Source organism: Paractinoplanes lichenicola (genome assembly GCF_016785085.1).
Lineage (GTDB): Bacteria > Actinomycetota > Actinomycetes > Mycobacteriales > Micromonosporaceae > Actinoplanes > Actinoplanes lichenicola.
The window spans coordinates 968311-992298 of sequence record NZ_JAENHO010000001.1 but is presented as its reverse complement, the minus strand read 5'-3'; the positions used below and the strand labels follow the sequence as shown (position 1 = coordinate 992298).

The following is a 23988-nucleotide window of genomic DNA, read 5'->3' as shown; positions in this document are numbered from 1 at the left end:
ATTGTCGCGACTCGCCGGGCCGCCGGCCGGGCAGCATCGAAGCCATGACAACGTGGTTCATCACCGGCACCGCCAGCGGTTTCGGCCGCAGCGTGACCCGGCAGCTGCTGGAGCGCGGCGACTCGGTCGCGGCCACCCTGCGCCGGCCCGCACGGCTCGACGACCTCAAGGCGGCCCACGGCGACCGGCTGTGGGTCCGCGAGCTCGACGTCACCGACACCGCGCGGCTGCGGGCCGTCGTGGACGAGGCCTTCGCCGAGCTCGGCCGGATCGACGTCGTGCTCTCCAACGCCGGCTACGGCATCTTCGGCACGGCCGAGGAGCTCACCGACGACCAGATCGACCAGGTGCTCGCGGCCAACCTCGTCGCGGGCATGCACCTGGCCCGGGCCGCCGTGCCACACCTGCGCGCGCAGGGCGGCGGCCGGTTCCTGCAGGTCACCAGCCAGGGCGGGCAGATCGCCTACCCCGGGTTCTCGATCTATCACGCCGCCAAGTGGGGGCTCGAGGGCTTCTTCGAGGCGTTCGCACCCGAGGTCGCGCCGTTCGGCATCGCGGTCACCATGGTGGAGCCCGGCATGGCCGACACGCCGGGCATCCCCAACGCCCCCGCCGCCGAGGAGCACCCCGCCTACCGCGACAACCCGGCGATCCTGCGCCCGACGGACGTCCCGCCGGAGGATCTGATCAGCGACCCGGAGAAGGTGGCGGCCGCGATCATCACGCTGGCCGAGCAGGACAAGCCGCCGCTGCGCCAGGCCCTGGGCTCCGACGCGTACGCCAACATCTACGCGTCCCTCACCGAACGCCTGGCCGCCCTGGAGAACGGCCGGGCGTTCGCCCTCACCACCGACAAGGGTTGACCCTGTTCCGAGAACACGGTCTTCACTGAGGCATGACTAGCGAGTCGGTTGTCCGGGTGCGCGCGTCCGAGAGTGTCGCCGCCGATTCCCGTGACGGGCTGCGGGCTCGTAAGCGCGCCCCACGCCGGGCGGCGGCGGTCTGGGATCCCGGCGTCCGGCAGGTGCGGGCCCTCGATCGGCTGCGGGCGCAGGAAGCCGTACGCGATCCCGCGCTGCTGCCGCTGCGATATGCCCGGATGGCGTCCTCGCCCTGGGCCTACCTGCGCGGCGCCGCCGCCGTGATGGCCGCCGACCTCGCGGCGGCCCCGCACTCGGGTCTGACGGTGCAGATGTGCGGCGACGCCCACATTCTCAACTTCGGGCTGTGGGCCTCGCCCGAGCGGCAGCTGCTCTTCGACGCCCGCGACTTCGACGAGACGTTGCCGGGCCCGTTCGAGTGGGACCTGAAGCGGCTCGCGACCAGCGTCTACGTGCTCGCGGAGGCGGAGCGGCTCGGGAACGCGTGCGCCGAGGACGCGGCCGCCGCGGCGATCGACACCTACCGTACGGCGATGCGGAGGTACGCGAGCCTGGGCGAGCTCGACGTCTGGTACGACCGGATCACCTCGGATGTGCCGTTGCGCCGCCTGACCTCCCAGTTCGCCGAGGCCGCCGCGCGCGACATCGCGAAGCAGTCGAGGAAGCGGACCCATCACGGGGCGGCCCGGCAACTCGTCACCGAGGAGGGCGGGCGGCCCCGCATCTCGCTTGACCCGATGAAGCGCTTCGACGACGGCATGACCCACGACCAGCGGGCCCGGGCCGCCGAGCAGCTCTACGACACCTACCTGGCGTCGATCTCGCCGCACCTGCGCCGGCTCGTCAACCGGTTCGAGCGCGTGGATTCCGTACGGCAGATCGTGGGGGTGGGCAGCGTCGGCATGCGCGTCTGGTTGCACCTGCTCGCGGGCGACAGCGGCCGGCAGCCGGTGTTCTCCCAGGCCAAGCAGGCGACGGCGGCGGTCTACGAGGAGTTCCTGGGCCCCAGCGAGTTCACCAACCACGGCGAGCGGGTCGTCGTCGGCCAGCGCCTCATGCAGTCGGCCAGCGACATCTTCCTCGGCCACATGCGCATCGACGGCTACGACTACTACGTCCGCCAGTTCCGCGACATGAAGATCATTCCCACCGGGAAGCAGATCGCGGGCTATCTGCCCCAGTTCGCCGCGGCCTGCGGGCACGCGCTGGCCAAGTCGCACGCCCGCAGCGGCGAGCCCGCCGCGATCGCCGCCTACATCGGCAAGGGCAGCGCCTTCCGGGAGGGCATCCTCCGCTTCGCCCGCGCCTACGCCCGGCAGACCCACACGGACCACGCCGACCTGCGCACCGCGATCGCCGCCCACGAGGTCACCGCGGCCGAACGAGGCTGGTGAGCCGTCATCGGCGCCCATGCGTCCGCTGTCGTACCGGTCGGTGGGATTGCGCGGCGACCCGAGTGGGCATAAGCCGCCCGGCCATCCCGGACACTCGCTCTGGAGACGACATGAACAGCCCGCGCGTCAAGCTGAACCCCGCCGACCTCGGTCCGGTCGCCACCAAGCTGCAGGGGCCTCTGGAGTCACAGCTCACCTCGGCTCTGCAGCACGCCACGCACGCCGTCGAGGACCACTACGCCGGTGAAAGTGTCACCGAGGTGGCGCAGGAGCTGCTGGAGGAGACGAAGGACGGGCTGCACCCGGACATCGCCGCCGCCTTCGAGCCGGACCCGGGTCAGCTGCGAGCCGTGGCCGCCGCCATTGTCGACCACCAGCACCCCTGAGCCGCGGGCGGTCCGGTCCGGGCTCTCATCGCCGGCTCCACTGCTGGTTGGCGGCACCGGTGCAGGTCCACAGCAGGGTCAGGGTGCCGTTGGCGGTCTGATTGTTGCTGACGTCCAGGCAGAGACCGGACTGATTGTTGCGGACCGTGCCGTTGGCCTGGAAGGTCCACTGCTGGTTGCTGCCACCGTTGCAGTCCCACACCTGCACCTTCGTGCCGGCGGTCGCGCCGGTCGGTGAGTCGAGGCACTTGCCCAGTGCCCGCAGGGTCTGACCGGAGACGGTCCACTGCTGGTTCGTGGCGTTGGTGCAGTCCCAGATCACCGGCTGGGTGCCGTTGGCGGTGTTGCTGTTCGGCACGTCCAGGCAACGCCCGGAGGAAGCGCTGACCAGGCCGGTCGTGGCCGGTGTCTGCGGGTCGCCGGTGGTGCCGCCGCTGATCCGGTAGACGACAGTGCCGTGGGCGGGCACGCTCGCGCTGATCGTGCCGCCCGTGGCAGTCGTGGCGCCGGTCCAGGCGTCGACGAGAGAGTACGACGTGGCTCCGGTCTTCCCGATCGCCGCCGCTGTGGTGGAGATCGTCCGGGTGGCGTCGCTCTGGTTGAACAGGGCCACGGCGACGTCGCCGCCGGACAGGCGTTTGGCCAGCACACGCTGGTTGGCGTCGCCCGCGACCTGGGCGCCCTGACGGCCGAGGGCGTCCTGGTTGACGGCGATGAGCCGGGGGTTCGTCAGGATCGTCCGGGTGGCGGCGGACATGGACCGGATGTCGTTGCCGGCGATCAGCGGAGCGGCCATGACGGCCCACATCGCGAAGTGGGAGCGCTGCTCGGTGTCGGTCAGCGTGCCCCGGCCGACCTCCATCATGTCCGGGTCGTTGAAGCCACCCGGCTTCGCGTACCCGGCCAGCGGCACGTTGACGTCGATGATGTTCCGCACGCCCATCGGATAGCCGTTGACCTGGTCGGTCTTCCATACCAGCTGGATGTCCTCGGTGGTCCGCCAGATGTTGGCCACATCGCCCCAGTCGCGCTGCGGACCGGTCTTGGAGTGGATGCTGTTCGAGTTGATGCTGTAGAGGATCGGCCGCCCGGTGGCGGCCAGCGCGTCGCGCATCTTGGCGAAGGTGGTGACCTGCTCGTTGATGGTGCCGGTGGGGGAGCACCAGTCGTACTTCAGGTAGTCGACACCCCAGGCGGCGAACTGCCGGGCGTCCTGGGTCTCGTGCCCCTGGCTGCCGGTCGCCCCCGGGTAACTGCCGAAGTACTGCGCGCAGGTCTTGTCCAGCGGCGCCTGATAGATGCCGAACTTGAGGCCCTTGCCGTGCAGATAGTCGCCCAACGCCTTCATGCCGCTGGGGAAGCGAGCCGGGTCGGCTTGCAGGTCGCCGCCCGAGTCGCGGTTCGGATTCATCCAGCAGTCGTCGACCACCACGTACCGATAGCCGGCCTCACGCATGCCGGTGCTGACGATGCTGTCGGCCATTCCCCGGATCAGCGACTCGTTGATGTTGCAGAAGAACGTGTTCCAACTGTTCCACCCCATCGGCGGCGTGCGGCCGACCCCGTTGTCCAGAGCCCGGGCCGGTGAGGCGGTGGCGACGAACGTGGTGCCGGTCAGCAGCAGGGCGGCCGCGAGCAGGGTGGTGAGACGGCTGAATGGCACAAGGACTCCTCTGGGCACCGGACTCTGCAGCGCGTGAGCGTTAACAATCGATGTCGAAGACGTTTCCAGAAAGCCCTAAGACATTCAAGTGTACAAATATAAAGCGGAACTTGGAATTGACCGATAATGGCAAAACCGGCCGATGAAAAAATGTTACGGCGCGTCATGCTGACAGGTCAGAGCTTGCGGCCGACCGCGCCGTAGATGCTGATCCGGCTGGGGTCGGTGTCGTCGCCGGCGGCGTCGGGGCGCCACCGGCTGATCAGCTCGACGCCCGGCTCGACGAGCTCCAGGCCGTCGAACAGGGCGGTGAAGGCGGACCGGTCCCGCGGCCAGATGTCGCTGATGCCCGAGTCGAGCATCCCCTGATAGCGAACCCTCTCCTCGGGCGGCATGAAGTCGGTGGTGAAGTGGGTGACGGCAAGACAGCTGCCGGCGGGCAGCGCGTCGAGCAGGGTGCGGACGATCGCCTGCGCCTCGCCGTGGCCCGGCCGGACGAAATGCAGCACGGCGATCAGCATCAGCGCCACGGGCCGGGTGAGGTCGAGCGCCTGCCGTTCGCGGGCGGCGTCCAGGATCGCCTGGGGGTCGCGCAGGTCGGCCTCGATGTAGTCGGTGGCGCCTTGCGGGCTGCCGGTCAGCAGGGCGCGCGCGTGCGACATGACCAGGGGATCGTTGTCGACGTAGAGCACCCGGCTGTGCGGGTCGATCCGCTGGGCCACCTCGTGCGTGTTGTCCGCGGTGGGCAGCCCGGTGCCGATGTCGAGGAACTGGCGCAGCCCGGCCTCGGCCGCCAGATACGTCGTCATCCGGCGCAGCACGGCGCGGTTGGCGCGGATCCCGGCGCGCATCCCGGGGAACTTAGCCTCGATGGCGTCGGCTGACTCCCGGTCGGCGGCGAAGTTGTCCTTGCCGCCCAGCCAGTAGTCGTAGCGCCGGGCCGGGTGCGGCACCGACGTGTCGATCGTCCTGGCCGCAGCGTCCGAACTCGCCATGGAAGCCCCCGTAGGCAGCAATGGATGCGGAAGTGTCCACTGTAGTGGCAAGCGGCGGCCCCCGTGGGCCCGCTTGCTCGCGGTGACGACGGCGGTCCGGCCCCGGCCACAAGAAATAGTGCCGAAAATGCTCAGGAACGTCGGGCGCGGGCCGATGCGGGGCCTATGTTGCTGCGCTGCTACACCGCGGTCGCCGGAATCCTGGTGGCGACCTACCTGGTGTGGCCGTACGACCTGCGGCAGTGGCCCTTCCTGGCGGTGACCCTCGGGGGCGTCCCCGCGGTGGTGCTGGCCCTGCGCCGGGCCCCGGCCGGTGCCCGTACGCCGTGGTGGCTGATGCTGGCCTCGGTGGCGCTCTACAACATCGGGAACATCGTCTGGATCGTCATCGCCACGACGGGCGGCCGGGTCACCGGTGACGGAAGCGTCGCCGAGCTCTTCTTCACCGGCGGCGGCGCGCTGCTTCTCGGTGCCTCGATCGCCGTCGTCCGGCGCCAGGGCCGCGGCGACGTCGGCGGCGTCCTCGACTCGATGATCACGGCGGTGGCCCTGGGCGGCGTGCTCTGGTCCGCCGTGCTGCTGCCCGCCTTCACCCGGCAGGACGTTCCCGTGGGCCGGCAGATGTCCACGTTCGTCACGGTCATCGTGATCGCCGGCACGCTCGGGGCGATGCTGCGGGTCTCGCTGGTCTCCCCGGCCGGGCGCACCGCCTCGATCCGGCTCTTCACGGCCGGGGTGGCGCTGACCCTCGCCGGCAACGTGGCCGGCGTGCTGGTCACCGAGGCGAACAGCATCCGCCCCGACTGGACGAACAATATTTTTCTGGCCGCCTACGCCCTTGTCGGCGCGGCCGCCGTCCACCCTTCGGTGGCGCTGGTGACCCTGCCCGGCCGGGCTCCGAACGACGACCTGACCCCCGGCCGGCTGACCTTTCTCGGGGTGATGCTGGCGCTCACCCCGCTGATCGGCGGTGGCCGCGCAGTCCTGGGCCAGCCTACGGACGGCGTCCTCATCGCGCTCTCCTCGGCCGCCTTGGTGCCGCTGGTCATGGTGCGGGTCGCGCGGCTGGCCGCCCAGCGCCGCGATGCGGAGCGGGCGCTGCACCGGCTGGCCACCCGCGACGGGCTGACCGGCCTGGCCAACCGGGGAGCCTGCTTGGACCGGCTCACGGAGGCCTTGAGTGAAGGTCCGCGGGACGTGGCCGTGTTGTTCTGCGACCTCGACGGCTTCAAGCCCGTGAACGATCGCCTGGGCCACGCCGCCGGTGACGAGCTGCTGATCGCGGTGGCCGACCGGCTGCGTACCTGCGTTCGCGACGACGACCTGGTGAGCCGCTTCGGCGGTGACGAGTTCGTCCTGATCTGCCGGGGCGCGGACGCGGTCGACGTGGTGGCCGCGCGGATCGCCGAGCTGACTGCCCGGCCCTTCACCGCGTCCGGCGAACAGGTGCGGATCGGCGTCAGCGTCGGCGCGGCCCGGGCGCGGCCCGCGGACACCACCGACGACCTGATCAACCGGGCCGACCTGGCCATGTACGAGGCCAAGAAGTCCAAGTCCGTGGGGGCCCTGAGCCTGGTCCGAGCCTGAGCTCGCGGCCGGGCGCGCCCCGGCGGTCTCAGCGGCAGAGCACCTCGGACAACCCGGTGATGTCGAGAACCTCCTGCACGGTGCCGTGGCCGTTGACGACGGTGAAGCCGCGCCGGGCCGCGGTGGCGGCTTGATAGCCCGCGACCAGGCCGGCCACGACGTGCGAGTCGATGAAGCGGGTGTGCTCGAGATCCACGACCACTGCTGTGACGCCCGGCCGGCGCGCCGCCTCGAGCAACGTGCGCATGAGGATGTCGCCGACGCTCATGTCGAAGTCGCCGGTCAAGCTCACCCGCAGGACACCGGGAGGTGCCTCGTGATGGGAGAGGCTGAATGGTGGGGTTGTCACAACCGCAGTGTCTACCACCCGGGTATGACAACAGCGTCTCACCGCCGCGGGAAGGACGCCCACACATGCTTGGTGGTCTCGTTCGCATACCAGCAGACCTGCTCGGCCAGGGCCAGGCAGATCGGCAGGCCCCGCCCGCCGGCGCGGATGCCTTGACGGGCCGGGGCCGGGCTCGGCAGCTCGCGGACGGCGCGATCGCTGACGTCGACGATGAAGCAGGCGTCGTCGCTCAACAGCCGGACGACCACCGGTGGTTGCCCGTGACGCAGGGCGTTCCCGGCCAGCTCAGTCGCCACGAGCCCCAGGTGCTGCGCCGTCCTGGTGCCCTCGACGCCGGTCGACGTGCCCGGCTCTCGTGCGACGAAGCGCCGGATATCGTCGCGAATAGTCCGCAGGTCCGTGTCGTTCCCGACATGCCAGGTGAGCAGCACGGAAATCGACGCGGGCGGACTGAGCATCCGCAGGGGCTCCATGGGAGACGGTGATGCCCGATCACCGCTTTCGGAAACGCCGACCTGCGCGCGGCCCCCGCCGCCGTCGTCATGCGGCCCGCGCATAGCGATCATCCCCCATTCGCGTCGGCGATCCGCCCGCCGGCTCGGCAAGGTTCAGTCATGAAGACACTGCTGCGCCGAGTCGTCCTCGGCACCGTCACCACGACTGCCCTGCTCACCACCGCCTCGCTCACTCCCGCGGCCGCCGGCGGCAGGCACCACATCGACCTGCCCGACGGCTTCCCGCCCGAGTCCATCGCGATCCAGCACGGCACGGCCTACCTGGGCTCCCGCGCCGACGGCGACATCTACGCCCTCGACCTGCGGACGGGCCGGGGCAGGGTGATCAGTCAGGGTCCGGGGACGCAGTCGCTCGGGCTGACGATCGACAGCCGCCGGCAGCAGTTGTGGGTCGCGGGCGGGGTGAGCGGCGACGCGCGGCTGGTCGACCTGCGGACCGGCGCGGTGCTCGCCTCGTATCAGCTCGTTCCCGAGGGGCAGCCCGCGTTTATCAACGATGTGCTGCTGACCAGCGGGGGAGCGGTGTTCACGGACTCGGTGCACGACACCCTCTATCGGGTTCGCGACGGGCGCGTCGAGCGGATCCGGCTGAGCGGCGAATGGGTGGAGACGCTGGGGTACAACGCCAACGGCATCACCACCACGCCCGACGGCCGCGAGATGCTGATCGTGAACTCCACCACCGGTGAGCTTTTCCGGGTGACGGACGAGGGCCGGGCCACCGAAGTCGACCTCGGCGGGCAGGCGTTCATCCACCCCGACGGGGTGCTGCGCGAGGGCCGCACCCTGTACGTCGTGGAGAACGCCAACAACTCGGTCGCCGTGGTCACCCTCGACCGGCTCGCCACCCGCGGCACCGTCGTCAGACGGCTGACCTCGGCCGACTTCGACGTGCCGACCGCGATCGCCCGCTCCGGCGACCGGCTCTACGTGCCCAGCGCCCGGTTCGGCGTCGAGGAGGGCCCGGAGGTCGACTACTGGCTGACCGCCCTGGAGACTGGCCGCTAGAGGGAGGGCGCATGAACCGTACGAGGATGATTGTGCTGGTCGGCTTCATGGTGCTCGTAGTCGCGGGCGTCGGGGTCGCACTGTTCGCCAGCGACCTGTCGGGCACCGGCGCGCAGAATGTCGGCAGCCGTCCCGGCAACGCCACGGCGGCTCCGGCCGAGGGCTGCCCGGCCACCCGATCCAACCCCGGCGGCGACAACAACTACATACCGGATGCCCCGCCGGGCGAGGACCTCGGCGACGGATTCGTCATTCAGGGCGTGGTCCGGCAGGCCGGGGACTGCCGGCCGCTGCCGGACGTCCGCATCCAGGTCTGGCTGGCCACCCGCACCGGCGGCGAGAGCGACAACCGGACCAGCGTACGAACCGATGCCCAGGGCCGATACCGGGTGGAGACCGCTCCCACGGTGGCGCAGTTCGGCGAGCCGAACATCCATGTCGGGTACGACGACGACGCGTACGAGGCGGTGTTCATCCGGAACGTGGTGGACCTGGACGACACCGCGGCCACCATCGACCTCAACCTGCGGCCGAGGTGACCGGCCGATGAGGGCGCGAGCGGCCGCGCTCCTGCTCTGCGCCGCCGTCGCCGGGCTGGTGTGGCTGGCGTTGACCAGCTCCCACCTCGACGCCGGTCCGGCCGCGCTCGTTGTGTCGGCCGTCGCGGCCGCCGTCGCCACGGTGCTGATCGCGTTCCAGCCCCTGCTGGCGGTGCTGGCCCGGTCGCGGCCGGCGGCGTTCCGCGGCCACCTGGCACTGGGGCTGGCAGCGCTCGTCCTGGTGCTGGTCCACGTGGCGGCGCTCTGGCTGCTGAGCCCCGAGGACGTGCTGTTCGCGATCTCCCCGGACGGCCCGACCAGGGCGCGGATGGCCGTGCTGGCCACGGTGGCGCTGGTGATCGTGGTCGTCCTCGGCATCGTCCGGCGGTGGAGCTCGTACGCACCCCAGGCGACCCGGATCCTGCACGCCTTCTTCGGATCGCTGACGCTCCTGCTGGGTGTCGGCCACGCCGTCCTCACCGACGGGGCACTCGACGGCCCGGGCACCGCGGCGCTGCTCCTGCTGGCCGCCCTCGGGGTCGCGGGCATCGCCGCCGCGCAGACGACGCACCTCGGGTCGTCAGCCCCGTCGAGCGCTCCCGGTGAGGTGGACGACCCCGTCGGCTGAGAGCGGGTCGTTGACGATCGCTATTTCGTTGCCTTCGGGGTCGGCCACCAGCAGGCGGCCCGCCGGCTCGTCGACCAGCCGGCCCCCGGCGGCGACGATCGTGGCGAGGCGCGTTTGGGCGAGGTCCGTCGGCACGGCGAGCTCGACATGGATCCGGTTGCGCTGCCGGCGCCGGTCTGTGTCCGACGTGTCGAGCTGCTGGAAGACCAGCACCGGGTTGAGCCGGCGCGGATCGTGGATGTCGCTGACCCCCTCGCGCCGGTCGGGGGAGTAGCCGAGCGCGGCGAGCCAGAACGCGCGGACGGCGTCGACGTCGGCGGCGTCGAGGAAGAGTTGCGCCAAGCGTGGCAGCTCCGGATCCGCGGTGGCGCCGAGTTCGCGGGCGGCGGCCTGCAGGCCGGCGGCGAGGCCGGGGAAGCCGGGTTCCTCCCACAGGTCCTTGCCGCTGTCGAGGATCACCAGCCCGGGGCGCAGGTCGATCAGCAGGGGGAAGCCCGCCTCGTCGGCCAGCGCCGCAGCCGCGGTGGCCAGGTCGCGCTGCTGCTTCGCCGAGGTGGTGCGATAACACGCCATCGCGCCGAACACCGTCTGCCAGTCGGCCGTCTCAGCCGTCTCGGCCTCGCCCAGCGGGTCGCCCGGCACCAGGTCGACCTCGTTGCCGTCGGGGTCGCGGTGACAGACCCCGTACGGGCCCGACGGCTCGCCCAGACCGGCCTGCTCGACCGCGGCGGCCGGGCGTACGACGTCGAGGTGGATCCGGTTCCGCAACGGGCGGGCCTCGGTCGCCGGCCGGATGCGCAGGGCGGGGTCGCGCCGCAACGGGTCCGCCAGGCCGCCGTCCTCGCCGGGCGTGTAGCCGAGCACTCGCTGCCAGAACTGCCGTACCGCGGCCGGGTCCGGGGATTCGAGGACGACGCTGACGTGTTGCAGCGCGGCCGGGTTCGCGGCCAGCCCGAGCTCCCGCGCGGCCGCCGAGACCGCCTCGGCGTGCTCCTCCGACGAGAGACGTACGCGCAGGCCGGTCGCGCGCAAATCGACCACCGTCGCGGGCGACCGGCCCGCCAGCGCCGCCGCCGCGGTCAGGGAAGGCGCCTCGAACCACGCCGTCGCGACGCCGTCGACCATCCGCCAGTCCGTTCCGAGTCCTGTCATGCTCGGACTGTAGGCCGATCAGGGCCGGCCGAGGGCGTCGAGGTGGTGGCGGATCTGGTCGGCGTCGGTGTGGCCGAGGTCGGTCAGGATGGTCAGCGCCCGTTCCCACACCCGGCGGGCCTCGCCGGCCTGGCCGAGCTCGAGGTAGGTGTCGCCCAGCCGGCCGAGCGTGCCGGCCTCGTTGTAGCGGTCGCCGACCTCGAGCCAGGCCTCCAGCGCCGCCCGATATTCCTCGACCGCCCGGTCGTGCTCGCCGAGGTGGTGGAACGTCAGCCCCAGGCTGTCCAGCGTGTTCGCCTCGCCGTACCGGTCGCCGATCCGGCGGTGCAGCTGCAGCGCCTCCTGGCAGCGAGCCAGCGCGCGGTCGTTCTCGCCGAGCTGGGTGTGATACCAGCCGAGGTTGTTCAGCGCCCGGGCCTGCCCGCCGTGGTTGCCCTCCCGGCCGAACAGTTCGACCGCCTGCTCGGTCTGGTGCAGCGCCGCCCGGGGGTCGCCCTGGCTGCCGAGCACCCGGGCGAGCGCGTTGTGCGCGTGGGCCTGCCCCTTCGCCTGGCCGATCCGCCGGTAGCCGTCGAGGGCCAGCCGCAGGTGGCGGATCGCGTCGTCGGGGGCGAGCTCGGCGTGGGCCAGACCCAGGTTGAGCTGCGCGGACGCCGCTCGGGCGGGATCGCTCGCGCGGGTGGCCGCGGCCAGCGCGACCTGCTGGGTGTGGGCCCAGTCCGGCCAGTGCCCCTGCAGGTCGAAATACGTGGTCAGGCCGCGCGCCAGTAGCCACGCCCCGTTGTCGAGCCCGGCCTCGTGCGCGCGCCGGACCATCCGTACGAGAACCTGGTGTTCCTCGGTGAACCAGGCGAGCGCCGCGGGATGGTCGGGCGGCCTGGTCACCGGGCCGTCGGTGGTGAGCTCGGGCACCTCCCGGGTCGGATACAGGATCCGGTCGGCGGCGTACGCCGAGTGCACGTAGTAGTCGAGCATCCGCTCGAGCGGGGCCGCCGACTCCTCCGGTTGCACCAGCTCGGCCGCATAGGCCCGGAGCAGGTCGTGCGACACGTACCGATCCGGCCGGTGCTCGCTGAGCAGGCTGGCCCGGGTGAGCGCGCGCAACTGCCGCTCGGCGATCTCGATCGGCTCGGAGAGCAGGGCGGCCACGGCGGGCACGGTCACGTCGGGGCCCGGATGCAGGCCGAGCAGCCGGAACAGCCGCGCCGCCTCGGCCGGCAGGGCCCGATACGACCACGACAGCACCGCCCGCACATCGGTCGCCTCGTCGTCGGAGGCAAAGGCATCAAGGCTTTCCCGTACGGCGTGCAGCTGCTCGGCCAGTCGCGCCAGGGGCTGGCCGGGTTGTTGCAGCGCCCGCGCGGCGGTGACGGTCAACGCCAGGGGAAGCCGCGCGCAGGCGGCGAGGATCCGGTCGACCGCGGCCGGCTCGGCGGCGACCCGTCCGGCCCCGAGCCGGCGGCTCAGCAGCTCGCGGGCCTGCGCGGGCGGCAGCAGGCCGAGCTCGACCGGCCGGGCCCCCGCGGCGGCGACCAGGCCCGGCAGCTGGCTGCGGCTGGCCACGACGACCAGGCAGTTCGGCGCGCCGGGCAGCAGCGGGCGCACGTCGCGTTCGTGGGCCGCGTTGTCCAGCACCACCAGCACCCGGCGATCGGCCAGCACACTGCGATAGAGCGCCGACCGCGCGTCCAGGCCGGCCGGGATGCGCGCGGCGGGCACGGCCAGGGCCAGCAGCAGGTTGCGCAGCGCGTCGGCCGGGCTCAGGGCGGTGCCGGCCGGGTCGAAGCCGAGCAGGTCGACGTAGAGCTGGCCGTCGGGGAAGTGCCGGCGCATCCGGTGACCCCAGTGCACAACGAGCGTGCTCTTGCCCACGCCGGCCGTGCCCGACACGACGATCACCGCGGTGGTGGCCAGGTCGTGCAGCCGCTGCAGCTCGGCTTCGCGGCCGACGAAGTCCGGCACGTCGAGCGGCAGCTGGGCCGGGACGATCTCGTCGGGGTCCCGCGTCTCGCGCAGGATGTCCCGGTGGGCCGCCCGCAGCTCGGCGCCGGGCTCGACGCCCAATTCGTCGACCAGCCTCCGGCGTACGGAAAGGAACTGGTCTATGGCTTTGGCGGGGTGACCCGTGGCCGCGAGCGTGCGGATCAGCGCGGCGGCCAGCGGCTCGACCAGCGGATGCTGATCGGCGAGCTCGGTCAGGGGCCCCAGGGCCGTCGCCGGGCTGCCGGTGCGGATCTCGGCGTCGGCCCAGTGCACGGCCGCGTCGATCCGCTCGTCGATCAGCAGCGTGCGCGCCCGCGCGGCCCAGTCACCGGGCACGCCGGCCAGGGGCTGACCGCGCCACAACGCCATGGCCTCGCGCAGCAGCGTGAGCCGTTTCGGATCGGCCCGGTCCAGCTCGGACGCCCGGGTGACGAGCTGCCGGAAGTTGTGCAGATCGAGCGACTCCTCGGGCAGCTCCAGCCGGTAGCCGCCGCCGCGCGAACGGTGCAACCGGACCCGGTCGTCGGCCGGCTCGAGCAGCTGCCGGATGCGGGAGACGTACGTGTGCAGCGTGCGCGCCGCGCCGGGGTGCGCCTCGAGCCCCCAGACCCGCTCCACCAGCACCTCCGTCGACAGCGGCCGGTTGGCGTCGAGGAGCAGCGCGGCCAGGACCGCCGTCTGTTTCGGCGGGCCGGTCGCCGCCGTACGGCCCTCGGCGTGCACCTGCGGCTCTCCGAGCAGCTGAAACCGCATCACGCCCCCGCGCTCGACATTTCTTCGACAATCCATCGACTGCCATCAAGCACATTAGGGCGCGGCATCAACGCCGCAGCCCCGAGAGGAAAGTTCATGACACGAGCTTTTGCCGGCATCGCCGCCGCGGCATTCACGACCGCCGCCCTCCTGGCCGTGCCGAGCGCCGCCCAGGCCGCGCCGACCGGCATTCAGACGCGATACACCAGCACCCAGACGTCGGTGAGATACACGTCGGGCTTCGGAATGATCCGGGCCTGGCAGGACTGCGAGTCGTCCAGCGGCCAGACCACATTCCGGCAGTACGGCCCCTGGCGGACGATCAACAATTGGTCCGCGACCCCGAAGTGCAGCACGTACATCGTCAAGCGCGGCCGGGAAACCAACAACGCGAGCTGAGGAGTCCGCATGGTGGCCATCGCACGAACCGCCCGCCGGAGCCTCATGGTGCCGGCGGCCACACTGATCGTCGCGCTTCCGCTTGCCGCCGCGTCACCCGCTGATGCGGCAAGCGCTTGCGGCGCGACCAAGACGGTGCGCATCAGCATTCATTACCGAGCCTGCAACGAGACCCTCTCCGGCCACAAGGTCGGCGGCATCGTCTTCGTGCAGAACAACCACGGCTCCGAGGTGGAGCTCACGGTCAAGGACGGCTACCGCATCAACGGCGGCGGCATCGGCTGGAACCCGAACAATCCCCAGCGCCTCACCGTGAAGACCGGCGGCCACAACTACGCCGTCTTCCCCTATTTCGCGGGCTGCCACCAGGGCAACTCCGTCGGATACGTCTTCCAGGTCTACGACAACCGCACCGGCAAGTGGGGCGCCATCAGCTACTCCACCCCGGTGACCTGTCCCTGACCGAGATCGGGGGAGGGGCGTGGCGGCGCCCCTCCCTTTCACAACCGATCAAGTTCTAGCGGTACGTGATGTCGCTCTGGCTGACCTTGCAGTTGCTGTCGTTCCAGCCCGCGCCCAGATACTTGGGCTCGCTGCCTTTGGCCACGCCCTGATACTTGCCGCAGACCGTGGCGCTCGAGGCGTTGGTGAGGACCACGCGGGTGATCGTCGCCGTGTCGCCCCAGTTCGAGTTGATGCCGGCGACCATGTCGATGTCGTTCAGCAGCACGTTGTCGATCTTCACGTGGCGGGTGTACGAGTTCGTGCAGTTGCCGCAGCCACGGTACAGCTTGCCCGAGCCGCTCAGGTAGAAGCCGGAGATGCTGACCGTGCCGTTGCCGTTGTGCTGGAACGTCTTGTCGCTGCCGTTGCGCGCCCCGCCGCCGATGACGTAGCTGGTGCCGCCGCCGGTGCCCTTGAACGTCGCGGCGTCCTCACCGATGTCGTTCCACCACACGTTGCGGATGGTGCAGGTGCCCTCGCAGTGCACGCCGTCGCCGGCCGGGGAGCCGAGGATGACGTTCTGCAGCGTGCCGCCGTTGGCGATCTTGAACATCGGGTCCTGGGACTCGCTCTGCGAGCCGTCACCGATGCAGCAGTACGTCTTCATGCCCCCGTCGAAGGTGCCCGAGACGTTGACCGTGCCGGAGATGCTGACCGACCCCGCCGAGGACGGCCAGGCGCCGGTCGGCGTGCTGCCGGACGGCGGCGGCGTCGTGGGGCCGCCGGTCGTGGGCGGCGTCGTGGGAGTCGTGCCGCCCCCACTGGCGTACGTCTCGAACTCGGCGATCCGCGGCGCGCCGGACGCACTGGTGATGTCGAGGGTCAGCTTCTTCAGTGACGTCGAGGCGAACGAGATCGTCCCCGGGCTGCCGCTGCCGCTGGTCAGCACGGCGCCGCTGTCGGCGTTGAGCAGCCGCCAGGCGCTGATCGTGCCGCCGCCCGAGGCGTGCTTGATGATCGCCGACGAGACCGTCGTGGCGCTGCTCCACTTGACCGAGACATAGCCGGTCGAGCTCGCCGGCGACCAGTAGGTGCCGGTGTTGCCGTCCTTGACGTTGCCGTAGCTGGTGCCGCTGGCCTTGCTGGAGCCGTCGGCGCCGCCGTTCAGGCTCAGGTTGTCGGCCGCGAGGGCCTGGGCGGCCGGCAGCGTCAACATGATCGCGGCGGCCGTGAGCGCGGTGGCGGCCCCGGCCGACCACCGCAGAGCGACTGATCGCTTCATCCCTGTCTCACTTTCCATCATCGGGAGTGCGTCGCGCTGCCCACCCCCACGACAGGAAAGCGCTTACCTCCGGACGATAGGCATGCGTCGATATCAAGACAAGGAGTTGCAGGATTTGCATTTCGCACGTCGCCGCCGGGTGGTCCACCGGCCTCAGCCGTTGCGCCACTCGCCCGAGGTCAGGTGCGAACCGGCCTGCGGGCGGGTGGGCACAGGCGTACCCGTGAATCGCCCCGGGAAGCGACCGGGCGGCCGCGAAGTTGAACACGGCGTGACACTCAAGTTCGCGATTTTCGGCGACTCGATCGCCTACGGCCAGGGTGCCTCGTCGGCTGCCGACACGGTGGCGCAGCGCCTCTCGGCCGATATGACCGCCCATGACCTGCCCAACGAGGTACGGGTCTTCGCCGTGCCCGGAGCCCAGAGCCGCGACCTGCGGGCTCAAGTGGAGCGGGGCCTCGCGTGGCGCCCGCAGCTCGCGCTGATCATCATCGGGGCGAACGACCTGACCCGCCTGGTGCCGCCGGAGCAGGCCGCCGCTGAGCTCGCCGCTGCGGTCCGGCGGCTGCGAGCGGGCGGCGCCGAGGTGGTGGTCGCGCCGGCCCCCGATCTGAGCGTGGTGCCGTGGGTGCCGCCGCAGATGCGGCTGGTCGTCCAGGCCGGCAGCCGGATGCTGCACGACGCGCAGAGCCGGGTCGCGCTGGCCGAGGGCGCGCGGGTGGCGGACATCGGGATGACCTCGGCGGCGGGCTTCGCCGTCGACCCCGGCCTGTTCAGCGCCGACCGGTTCCACCCGTCCAGCGCGGGTTACGCCGTCATCGCCGGCGCGCTGGCCGGGCCGGTCCGCGCGGCCGCGGCGGTGGCGCGCTCGTCACTCGGCTGACGGATCGACAACCGTGGCTGCGGAGTCTCTCGATGTCGTGCGTCGCCGCTGATCGGGGAGCCTCGGATCGGCAGGCCCTGGCTGCGTTCCGGAATGTGCACGAATCTCGGAGGCAACCGAGAGGAGCCGCACCATGGCGCGCATCACCATCGACATCAGTCGGCCCGACCTGACCGGCCGCCGGGTCGTGATCACCGGCGGCAGCGACGGCATGGCCATCCCGCAGTACCGGCTCATCGGGACGCCGTTCCTGAGCGCGGCCGCGTGAGCCGGCCCCGCAGCCCCTGGTGGGTGGTCGTCGGTGCCGGTGTCGCGGCCGCGTTCGGGCCGCAGCTGTACCTGGCCTCGCTCGGCGTGTTCGTGGACCCGATCTCGGCCGATACGGGCTTCAGCCGGACGACCGTGACCGCGGCCGCCTCCGTCGGCGCGATCGGGATGGCGATCGGCATGCTGCTGGTGGCCCGGATCGTCGACCGCTTCGCCGCGCGCTACCTGCTTGTCCCGGGATTTGTGCTGTTCGCGGTCTCGATGGCGCTGATCGGCCTGACCCCCGCGAACCCGGTGGTCTACCTCGTCCCGTGCTTCTTCGTGGGGCTCTTCGGGGCCGCGAGCATCGTGCCGGCCACCCGGGCGGTGGTGAGCTGGTTCGACAACAGCCGGGCCCTGGCGGTGGGAGTGGTCACCGGGTTCATCGGCCTCGGCGCGGCCCTGGCCCCGCTGCTGGCCGGCGCCCTGATCGACGCCGTCGGCTGGCGTCTCGCGTACGGGGCAATGGCTTCGATCTCGGTCGTGGTGCCGCTGACCATGGTCACCCTGTTCGTGCGGGCCCGGGCCGAACGGCACGTCCGCGGCCGCCTGGTCGAGCAGACCCGGGTCGGCGGGCGCGACGTCAGCCTGGAACTGCCCGGGCTGACGTTCGCGCAGGCGGTCCGGACGCGGCAGTTCTGGGGCATCGCGGCCGGGCTGGGACTGGTCGGCGTGGTCGTCACCGGCCTGCAAGTGCACCTGGTGCCGATGATGACCGACCGCGGGCTGAGCGACGACCAGGCCGCCTCGCTGCTGGTCGTGTTCGGGCTGGCCTCGCTCGTCGGGCGGGTGGCAGGCGGCCTGATCATCGACCGGGTGCACGGCGCCGTCGTGGGGCCGATCGTCATGCTCGCCCCCGTCGTGGGCCTGTTCTTCCTGGATCTGCCGTACGCCGGTGCGGCCGCCGCGGTGGCGTTCATCGGCATCGCCTTCGGCATCGAGGGCGACCTGCTGGCCGTGCTCATCAGCCGCTATCTCGGCATGCGCAGTTTCGGCCGGCTCGTCGGCTCGGTGCAGGCCGCGTTCATCCTCGGCTCGGCGTTCGGGCCGCTGCTGCTCGGGCTGGGCTACGACACGCTCGGCACCTACGACCCGGTGCTGCCGGTCCTCATGGTGATCCTGGTGATCGGCGCGACTCTCATCGCCACTTTGGGCCCGTACGCATACCCACCCGTCGCCGGGTTCGACCAGCTCGCCGCTCGTGACGAACTGGGCGCCTCCGAGGCGCTGAGCGTCCGGGCCGGCCGCAGACCGCCGGCCCGGACGGTGTGATCAGGGCAGGTCGATCGGGCGCAGGACGCGGTCGATGCCGTGGGCGATCTGCTTGTTGCCCTTGTTGATGTCGAAGCGGTTGATCCGCGGGTTGCGGTCGCTGCGGTCGGCGTCGATCAGGGCGATCCGCTTGTGCCAGCGGCCGTAGACGTCGACCTTGATCGTGGCGCCGGCCGCCGTCTTGAGCTTGGCGCCGTCGGACTTGAGGGCGGCCTTGCGGGTGATCGTGGCGCCGGGCACGACGTGGTAAAGCAGCACCGACTCGACGGTGTTGATGCCCAGCCCGGCCACGGCGGTGAACGCGGCCTTCTCGCCCGGCAGCCGCTTGCTGTGCTGGATGTCGGCCACCAGACGGCGGAACGCCAGGTCGTTGGGGAGGAAAGCGGTGACGGCGGTCTTGCCGTCGGCCAGCACCTTGACCGGGCTGCCCGGCTTGGCCTTGAGGACGGCCTGCACGGCCGCGGCGAGGATGTCGTAGTCATGACCGTTGCGGTCGAAGCCGCTCTTGTCGGCGGTCAGCACCGCCGCGAGCGACTTGGTGCCCAGGGGCTTGGTCTTGCCGTGCGCGGCGGCCGGAGCGGCGGTGAGGGCGGAGGCGACGATGGCGGCGGTCGCGACAGCGGCGGCTCGGGTGATCCTCATCTTCGGGCGTCCTTTCCGGGTACGGGATGGTGGCTGCGGTGCCACCACCCCGTACTTCGCCCGGACGGTGCCGGTTGGATGCACCTAATACGTGAGAGTTCCGCGCAGCAGGCTGCGACCCGAATGCGTGGCGTCGCCGTCGTGCGGTTCGTCGCTGATGTCGACCAGGCGATACCGGTTCAGGTCGGTGCCCGGCGGCACCGGCAGCACCGCGTCCGGCTTGTCGGACAGGCTGCCCACCGCCACCATCTTGCCCGGCTCGTCCGGGTCGAGCAGCCACACCTCGTGGAAGCCGGTGGTCAGCGGCAAGTTGCGCACGTCGACCCGCATCCGGCCGTCGTCCAGCACCCGTACGTCACCGCCCGCGTTGGGCGGAGCCGCCTTCAACGGCTCCAGCGTCGCGCGGGCCGTCACCGGCTCGGCCGGCGCGCGGTTGGTGAACCGGTCGACGGCCACCGTGCCCGCCACCGCCAGCACCGCGGCCGCGGCCGCGGCGACCGCCGGCAGCAACCACCGGGACCGCTGGCGGCGCTCCCGCCGTCCGGCCATGTCGATCACCGGCGCGACCGGCGCCGGCGCCGCGGCGATGCCGGCCTCGATGGCCTGCCAGACGTGCGCCGGCGGGTCCGGCAGCTCGCGCAGCTCCTGCGCCTGCGAGCCGAGCTCGGCGACGTGGCGCAGGTCTTGTATCTCCTGCCGGCAGCCCTCGCACTGCGCCAGGTGATCGGATTCGTTCAGCTCCTCGATCTCCTCAGAGAGCGCGAGAAGGACCAGCCGATCGGGATCCAGATGGTGCACCGTCCACCTCCCAACGGCGTCGCAGGTTGGCCATTCCCCGGCGGATATGGCTCTTGACCGTGCCCAGGGGCAGCCCGGTGACGGTCGCTATCTGGGGATGAGTGAGATCGTCGAAGAACGCCAGTTCCAGTGTGCGTCGCTGCTCCTCGGGCAATCGGCCCAGCTCGTCGGCGACCACGAGCCGGTCGACTATGCGTTCCGGTGTCTCCTCGGCGGGCGGCGCCGTCTGTTGCGCCTGCACGGTCTCGGTCGCCCGCTGGTCCCGTGCCACCGACCGCAGCCGGTCCACGGCTTTGCGCCGTGCGATCCCGAGCAGCCAGGCCAGCATCGTGCCGCGTTGCGGATCGAAGCCGTCCCGGCCCGACCACGCGGCCACAAACGTCACCTGCGTGATGTCCTCGGCGTCGGCCCGGTTGCCCACCACCCGTTGAGCCAGATAGAGCACAGCCGAGCCGTGTCGCTCGTACGCCACCCGCAGAGCCTTCTCGTCGCCGGCGCGTAACCGCTCGGCGAGCTCGTCGTCGGAGCTCATCGACCTCCCTCCCGCGCACAGTGATTCCTCCGGTGATTCGTTCGCCGAGCCCTCCGCGGATGCACCCGGAGAAATTTAGTTTTACCTGCATCCACCGGGCGCCGGCGCGACGAAGGACCGGTCGTCAGGAATCAACGACGATCACCTCCAGGAGATCCGATGCGCATTCTGCCCTTCCGCCGCGCGGCCGCGATCGGCGCGGTTGCCCTGCTCAGCTTTGGTGCCGCCGCCGCGCTCGGTTCGTCACCGGCCTACGCGAAGGCCAACTCGCAGGTCACGGTCGTGCACGGCATTCCCGGCCAGGCGGTGGACGTCTACGTCAACGGCAAGAAGACCATCCCCGACTTCCAGCCGGGCAAGGTCGCCGGCCCGCTGAGCCTGCCCGCGGGCCAGTACGACATCGCCCTGACCAAGCCCGGTGACGCCATCGGCAGCGCCCTGCTCAAGGTCGACAACGCCGAGGTGCCCGGCGACGCCAACATCAGCCTGGTCGCGCACCTGACCGCCGACGGCAAGCCCGCGCTGACCCCGTTCGCCAACGACACCGCCAAGCTGGCCGCGGGCAAGGCCCGGCTGACCGTCAGGCACGCCGCGGCCGCCCCGGCCGTCGACATCCGGGCCGGCGGCAAGCCGGTGTTCGAGGGCGTCACCAACGGCAAGGAGGGCAAGGCGGACCTGGACGCGGGCACCGTCTCGGCCGACGTGGTGCTGGCCGGCAGCGACACCCGGGTGCTCGGCCCGGCCGACCTCGACCTGAAGGAGGGCACCGCCACGATCGTGTACGCGGTGGGCTCGGCCGAGGACAAGACCCTCGACATCGTGTCGCAGACGATCACCGGGCTGCACTCCGCTCCCGGCGGCGTGCCCAGCGGCGACGGCGGCCAGGCCGACGGCAACGGCTCGCTGCCCTGGTACGGCGTCGGCGCGGCCGGCATCCTGCTGGCCCTGTTCGGCCTGACCCGCCTGGTCACCGGTCGTCGATGAGCTCGCGTCGCGGCGCGCCCCGGACCCGTCCGGGGCGCGCCCTGCCCCTCACGCTGCTGAGCCTGGGCCTGGGTCTGGCGGTCACGGCCGGGGCTGTCGCCTGCCAGTCACAGCCGGCGGACGACTTCGGCGCCCCCGCGGTGACCACGCTCGCGTCCTCGGCCCCGCCCGCGCTCCGCGTGCCGATCCAGGACGGGAAGCCGCCCCAGGCCGACGCCGGCGACGAGCCGGCCCGGCTGCGCATTCCCGCTCTCCAGCTCGACGCGACGGTCGACGCGGTGGGCATCGACGCGGCCACCGGCGACTTCGCCGTCCCGCCCAGCGTCGACCAGGTCGGCTGGTATCGGTACGGGCCCGGGTTCTCGGCGCGGGCCGGCTCCATCGTCATCGCCGGGCACGTGGACAGCGCGGCCGAGGGCAAAGGGGCGTTCTTCCGGCTCGGCGCCCTGAAAGCGGGCGAACCCGTGACGCTGACCGGCGCGGACGGCAAGGAGCGGGCCTTCGAGGTCGTCGCCCGTGAGCGCTACCGCAAGACGGCCATCCCGCTGGAGAAGTACTTCGCCCGCGACGGCGCCGTCCGGCTCACCCTGATCACCTGCGGCGGGCCGTTCGACACGAAGACGGGGCACTACCGCGACAACGTCGTCATCACGGCCACGGCTCGTTCATGACCCGGGCCGCGCGGCGAAGGCCGCCCAGATGTGTTTGGTGCTCGCGCCGGCATACCAGCCGACCTGCAGCGACATGTTCATGGCGAGGAACAGCCCGCGCCCGCCGGCGTCGATCGGGCGGGTGTGGGCCAGCTCCGGAACGGTCGACAGGTCACGGTCGGCGACGTCGAGGATGAACTGCTCCTCCGTACGCATGAGGCGGATCTCGGTCGGCGGCCGGCCGTGCTTGATGGCGTTGGTGGCCAGCTCGGTCGCGACCAGCACCATCCGGTCGGTGATCTCCGAACCGTGGTCGTCCAGGGTGAGCTCCTGCCGGGCCAGGGCCTCACGCAGCGCCGCCCGCAAATGCTTCAGCTCGGTGCTGCTGTTGAGGACCCAAACATGCAGCTCGGTAGCATCGGGCGGCGGCGGCGAGGTGACGAGCTGCTGATCCATGGGAGCAACCTTGCCCCTCCCGGCAGAGGTTCAGTCCTCCTTCCGAGCGAATTCATCCTGGCCGGGCATGGCCGCCGCGACCCACGATCGCGACGGCCGTGCCCGGTTCCGGTCAGCGCTGGCGGGTCAGAAGGCCGGGCCGGTAAGGGAGCAGGCCGTAATCGCCGCCCGAGCTGGGGGAGCGGCCCTGGTAGAGCAGCTGCAGGTTGCAGGGGTCGATGGTGTTGGTCTGGTCGGCGCTGGTGCGCAGCAGCTCGCCGTGGCTGATGTCGTTGGTCCAGGTGGCGCCGCTGTTGGCCTTGCCCGCGAACGGGTTGTTGTAGGTGGCGGCGTTCGGGGTCCAGGTGCCGCCGAGGCTGGTCGCGGTGAACGAGCGGAAGTAGCGTTCCCACGAGCTGGTCCGGGCCTCGATGATCATCAGGTACTGGTTGCTGCCTTGCACCTTGTAGACCTGCGGCGCCTCGAAGATGTTCTCCGTGGTGTCGCTCATGATGGTGGTGTAGTTGGCGCCGAAGCTGCCGGGGAAGTTGCCGATCGGCATGATCTGGCGGTAGATCTTGCCGTTGTCACCGGCGAAGAACAGGTACATGTTCTGGTCGTCACCGATGATCGTCTGGTCGATCACGCCGGTGCCGGAGTCGGTGATCTTCGCGGTGGACAGCGTTTGCGCGGCCGACCAGCCATTGGCATCGGCCGGGTTGGCCGAGGTGCGGTAGGAGAACGAGGTCGGACCCCACTGGTGGGCCAGGACCCAGATGTTCTTGGGCGCGAAGTAGAACAGCGACGGCGCGACGGTGCCCTGGTTCATGGTGTTCTGGGTGGCCGAGCCGAGCTGGTTGAGGTTGTCGACGAGGCCGAAGTTCATCGAGCCCCAGCCGCCGGTGGCGCTGCTGCTGTGGGTGGTGGCGTAGACGAGCTGCTTGCCCTGGTAGGGGGCGATGGTGAAGTCCTTGAGGGAGGCCCAGCCGGACTTCGGCTGGGCCAGCGGGCCGGTCGAGCTCCAGCGGTACGACGACGGCAGCGAGCACGTGGCCGGCGGCGGTGTCGTCGTGGGCGGGGTGGTCGGTGGAGTGGTGGGCGGCGTGGTGGTGCCGCCCGTACAGGTGACGCCGTTGAGGGCGAAGCCCGAGGGCACGGGATTGCTGGAGGTCCACGTGCCGGTGAAGCCGAACGACGCCTGGCCGCCGGTCGCCACCGAGCCGTTGTAGCCCACGTTGCGGGCGGTCACGGCGGAGCCGGACTGGGTCACCGTGGCGTTCCAGGCCTGCGACACCGACTGCCCGGACCCGTACGACCAGGTCAGCGCCCAGCTGCTCAACGGGTCGCCCAGATTGGTGATCGACACGTCGGCGTTGAAGCCGCCCTGCCACTGCGACGACACGGCGTAGCTGACCGAGCAGCCCGCCGCGGCGGCGTCGGCGGGCAACGCCACGAACGCGCCGGCCGCGGCCAGCAAGCCGATACCGGCCGCGGTGAGGCCGGCCGTTCTGTTCCTGTGGTGCATCGG

Annotated in this window: 26 protein-coding genes; 14 read left to right on the top strand and 12 right to left on the bottom strand. The window is 71.3% G+C overall.

Annotated elements, in window-relative coordinates; translation table 11 throughout:
• Nucleotides 1–44 precede the first annotated feature (44 nt).
• From JKJ07_RS04400 to JKJ07_RS04390, 3 genes are all read left to right on the top strand, one after another.
• A complete protein-coding gene (locus JKJ07_RS04400) occupies nucleotides 45–863 on the top strand; it encodes an SDR family oxidoreductase (RefSeq protein WP_202989889.1) in 819 nt (272 codons plus the stop codon).
• A gap of 32 nt (nucleotides 864–895) precedes the next feature.
• Nucleotides 896–2275 carry a DUF2252 domain-containing protein gene (locus JKJ07_RS04395; protein ID WP_202989888.1) on the top strand — a complete coding sequence of 460 codons (1380 nt, stop codon included), beginning with the start codon at nucleotides 896–898 and terminating at the stop codon, nucleotides 2273–2275.
• Between the two features lie 110 nt (nucleotides 2276–2385).
• Nucleotides 2386–2661, top strand: coding sequence for a hypothetical protein (locus JKJ07_RS04390; protein ID WP_202989887.1), 276 nt, complete (start codon nucleotides 2386–2388; stop codon nucleotides 2659–2661).
• A 25-nt stretch (nucleotides 2662–2686) separates the two neighbouring features.
• Here the strand turns inward: JKJ07_RS04390 and JKJ07_RS04385 are convergent, their stop codons facing one another.
• A complete protein-coding gene (locus JKJ07_RS04385) occupies nucleotides 2687–4204 on the bottom strand; it encodes a glycoside hydrolase family 27 protein (protein WP_202989972.1) in 1518 nt (505 codons plus the stop codon).
• A 296-nt stretch (nucleotides 4205–4500) separates the two neighbouring features.
• The gene (locus tag JKJ07_RS04380) at nucleotides 4501–5319 is read right to left on the bottom strand and encodes an SAM-dependent methyltransferase (protein ID WP_202989886.1); all 819 of its coding nucleotides are present in this window, start codon (nucleotides 5317–5319) and stop codon (nucleotides 4501–4503) included.
• A 165-nt stretch (nucleotides 5320–5484) separates the two neighbouring features.
• Between JKJ07_RS04380 and JKJ07_RS04375 the strand changes: the two genes are divergently transcribed.
• Entirely contained in the window at nucleotides 5485–6906 is a 1422-nt protein-coding gene (locus JKJ07_RS04375) for a GGDEF domain-containing protein (protein ID WP_202989885.1), read from the top strand.
• Between the two features lie 28 nt (nucleotides 6907–6934).
• On the opposite strand, the gene JKJ07_RS51020 is transcribed toward JKJ07_RS04375, so the two are convergent.
• Nucleotides 6935–7255 carry an STAS domain-containing protein gene (locus tag JKJ07_RS51020; RefSeq protein WP_202989884.1) on the bottom strand — a complete coding sequence of 107 codons (321 nt, stop codon included), beginning with the start codon at nucleotides 7253–7255 and terminating at the stop codon, nucleotides 6935–6937.
• Nucleotides 7256–7293: 38 nt separating this feature from the next.
• On the bottom strand, nucleotides 7294–7713 hold the full coding sequence (locus JKJ07_RS04365) for an ATP-binding protein (protein ID WP_202989883.1): 420 nt from the start codon (nucleotides 7711–7713) through the stop codon (nucleotides 7294–7296).
• A gap of 156 nt (nucleotides 7714–7869) precedes the next feature.
• Between JKJ07_RS04365 and JKJ07_RS04360 the strand changes: the two genes are divergently transcribed.
• From JKJ07_RS04360 to JKJ07_RS04350, 3 genes are read left to right on the top strand one after another with little or no spacing between them, the layout of a single operon-like run.
• The gene (locus JKJ07_RS04360) at nucleotides 7870–8778 is read left to right on the top strand and encodes an SMP-30/gluconolactonase/LRE family protein (RefSeq protein WP_202989882.1); all 909 of its coding nucleotides are present in this window, start codon (nucleotides 7870–7872) and stop codon (nucleotides 8776–8778) included.
• A gap of 11 nt (nucleotides 8779–8789) precedes the next feature.
• Complete coding sequence (locus tag JKJ07_RS04355) at nucleotides 8790–9317, top strand: peptidase associated/transthyretin-like domain-containing protein (RefSeq protein ID WP_202989881.1); 528 nt, start codon at nucleotides 8790–8792, stop codon at nucleotides 9315–9317.
• A gap of 7 nt (nucleotides 9318–9324) precedes the next feature.
• Nucleotides 9325–9945: a hypothetical protein gene (locus JKJ07_RS04350; protein ID WP_202989880.1), complete on the top strand. Its 621-nt coding sequence runs from the start codon at nucleotides 9325–9327 to the stop codon at nucleotides 9943–9945.
• Here JKJ07_RS04350 and JKJ07_RS04345 read toward each other — a convergent pair.
• Nucleotides 9898–11097, bottom strand: a complete 1200-nt coding sequence (locus JKJ07_RS04345) for a VOC family protein (RefSeq protein ID WP_236028240.1) — start codon at nucleotides 11095–11097, stop codon at nucleotides 9898–9900. The two genes, JKJ07_RS04350 and JKJ07_RS04345, sit on opposite strands and share 48 nt — an antisense overlap.
• 18 nt (nucleotides 11098–11115) lie before the next feature.
• On the bottom strand, nucleotides 11116–13833 hold the full coding sequence (locus JKJ07_RS04340; protein WP_202989879.1) for an AfsR/SARP family transcriptional regulator: 2718 nt from the start codon (nucleotides 13831–13833) through the stop codon (nucleotides 11116–11118).
• A 96-nt stretch (nucleotides 13834–13929) separates the two neighbouring features.
• On the opposite strand from JKJ07_RS04340, the gene JKJ07_RS04335 reads away from it, so the two are divergent.
• Together JKJ07_RS04335 and JKJ07_RS04330 are read left to right on the top strand one after the other, a co-directional pair.
• On the top strand, nucleotides 13930–14232 hold the full coding sequence (locus JKJ07_RS04335; RefSeq protein WP_202989878.1) for a hypothetical protein: 303 nt from the start codon (nucleotides 13930–13932) through the stop codon (nucleotides 14230–14232).
• Between the two features lie 9 nt (nucleotides 14233–14241).
• The gene (locus JKJ07_RS04330; RefSeq protein ID WP_202989877.1) at nucleotides 14242–14694 is read left to right on the top strand and encodes a hypothetical protein; all 453 of its coding nucleotides are present in this window, start codon (nucleotides 14242–14244) and stop codon (nucleotides 14692–14694) included.
• Between the two features lie 55 nt (nucleotides 14695–14749).
• Here JKJ07_RS04330 and JKJ07_RS04325 read toward each other — a convergent pair whose 3' ends face one another.
• Nucleotides 14750–15958 carry a pectate lyase gene (locus JKJ07_RS04325; protein WP_202989876.1) on the bottom strand — a complete coding sequence of 403 codons (1209 nt, stop codon included), beginning with the start codon at nucleotides 15956–15958 and terminating at the stop codon, nucleotides 14750–14752.
• Nucleotides 15959–16229: 271 nt separating this feature from the next.
• Between JKJ07_RS04325 and JKJ07_RS04320 the strand changes: the two genes are divergently transcribed.
• From JKJ07_RS04320 to JKJ07_RS04315, 3 genes are all read left to right on the top strand, one after another.
• Nucleotides 16230–16841 (top strand): SGNH/GDSL hydrolase family protein, encoded by a 612-nt coding sequence (locus tag JKJ07_RS04320; protein ID WP_307834111.1) that lies wholly within the window; start codon nucleotides 16230–16232, stop codon nucleotides 16839–16841.
• 133 nt (nucleotides 16842–16974) lie between these two features.
• Entirely contained in the window at nucleotides 16975–17109 is a 135-nt protein-coding gene (locus JKJ07_RS51015; RefSeq protein WP_268919050.1) for a hypothetical protein, read from the top strand.
• On the top strand, nucleotides 17106–18419 hold the full coding sequence (locus JKJ07_RS04315; RefSeq protein ID WP_202989874.1) for an MFS transporter: 1314 nt from the start codon (nucleotides 17106–17108) through the stop codon (nucleotides 18417–18419). Before JKJ07_RS51015 ends, JKJ07_RS04315 begins: the two co-directional genes overlap by 4 nt.
• Here JKJ07_RS04315 and JKJ07_RS04310 read toward each other — a convergent pair whose 3' ends face one another.
• The 3 genes from JKJ07_RS04310 to JKJ07_RS04300 all read right to left on the bottom strand — a co-directional run bounded on the left by JKJ07_RS04310 (nucleotide 18420) and on the right by JKJ07_RS04300 (nucleotide 20391).
• The gene (locus tag JKJ07_RS04310) at nucleotides 18420–19061 is read right to left on the bottom strand and encodes a fasciclin domain-containing protein (RefSeq protein ID WP_202989873.1); all 642 of its coding nucleotides are present in this window, start codon (nucleotides 19059–19061) and stop codon (nucleotides 18420–18422) included.
• A gap of 84 nt (nucleotides 19062–19145) precedes the next feature.
• The gene (locus JKJ07_RS04305) at nucleotides 19146–19859 is read right to left on the bottom strand and encodes an anti-sigma factor (protein ID WP_202989872.1); all 714 of its coding nucleotides are present in this window, start codon (nucleotides 19857–19859) and stop codon (nucleotides 19146–19148) included.
• Entirely contained in the window at nucleotides 19813–20391 is a 579-nt protein-coding gene (locus JKJ07_RS04300) for an RNA polymerase sigma factor (RefSeq protein ID WP_202989871.1), read from the bottom strand. Before JKJ07_RS04300 ends, JKJ07_RS04305 begins: the two co-directional genes overlap by 47 nt.
• 159 nt (nucleotides 20392–20550) lie before the next feature.
• On the opposite strand from JKJ07_RS04300, the gene JKJ07_RS04295 reads away from it, so the two are divergent.
• A complete protein-coding gene (locus tag JKJ07_RS04295) occupies nucleotides 20551–21375 on the top strand; it encodes a DUF4397 domain-containing protein (protein ID WP_202989870.1) in 825 nt (274 codons plus the stop codon).
• Nucleotides 21372–22046: a class F sortase gene (locus JKJ07_RS04290; protein ID WP_202989869.1), complete on the top strand. Its 675-nt coding sequence runs from the start codon at nucleotides 21372–21374 to the stop codon at nucleotides 22044–22046. Before JKJ07_RS04295 ends, JKJ07_RS04290 begins: the two co-directional genes overlap by 4 nt.
• Here JKJ07_RS04290 and JKJ07_RS04285 read toward each other — a convergent pair.
• On the bottom strand, nucleotides 22041–22481 hold the full coding sequence (locus tag JKJ07_RS04285; RefSeq protein ID WP_202989868.1) for an ATP-binding protein: 441 nt from the start codon (nucleotides 22479–22481) through the stop codon (nucleotides 22041–22043). The genes JKJ07_RS04290 and JKJ07_RS04285 overlap by 6 nt on opposite strands.
• 112 nt (nucleotides 22482–22593) lie before the next feature.
• Nucleotides 22594–23985 (bottom strand): non-reducing end alpha-L-arabinofuranosidase family hydrolase, encoded by a 1392-nt coding sequence (locus JKJ07_RS04280; RefSeq protein ID WP_202989867.1) that lies wholly within the window; start codon nucleotides 23983–23985, stop codon nucleotides 22594–22596.
• Nucleotides 23986–23988: the final 3 nt, after the last annotated feature.